This is a genomic window from Monashia sp. HAY1-2A (genome assembly GCF_056755315.1).
In genome coordinates this window covers 1-258 of the sequence record NZ_JBNDHY010000525.1, presented here as the reverse complement: position 1 = coordinate 258, position 258 = coordinate 1, and the positions used below count along the sequence as shown (strand labels likewise).

Annotated in this window: 1 pseudogene; it reads left to right on the top strand. The window is 63.6% G+C overall.

Annotated features, from left to right (window positions below):
* A pseudogene (locus tag ACPYOM_RS22960) lies at positions 1 to 258 on the top strand (sugar ABC transporter substrate-binding protein); the annotation flags it as partial.

Genomic DNA, 258 nt, shown 5'->3' with positions numbered 1-258 from the left:
AAAGTCAACTTCGTCGAGCTGCCGTACAACGGTCTCTACAACCGCGTGAACAGCGAATTGTCGACCGGGAGCGTCTCGTTCGACGTCGCCGCGCTCGACGCCGTCTGGCTGCCCGCCTTCGCCGCGGGCCTCCAGCCGCTGAACAGTATGTACACCTCGGCCGTCAAGGCGGACAACTTCCCGTCCGTCGTGCAGGAGGCCAAGGTCGGCGACAACTATGTCGGCATGCCGGCGTTCGCCAACTCGGAGATCCTGTAC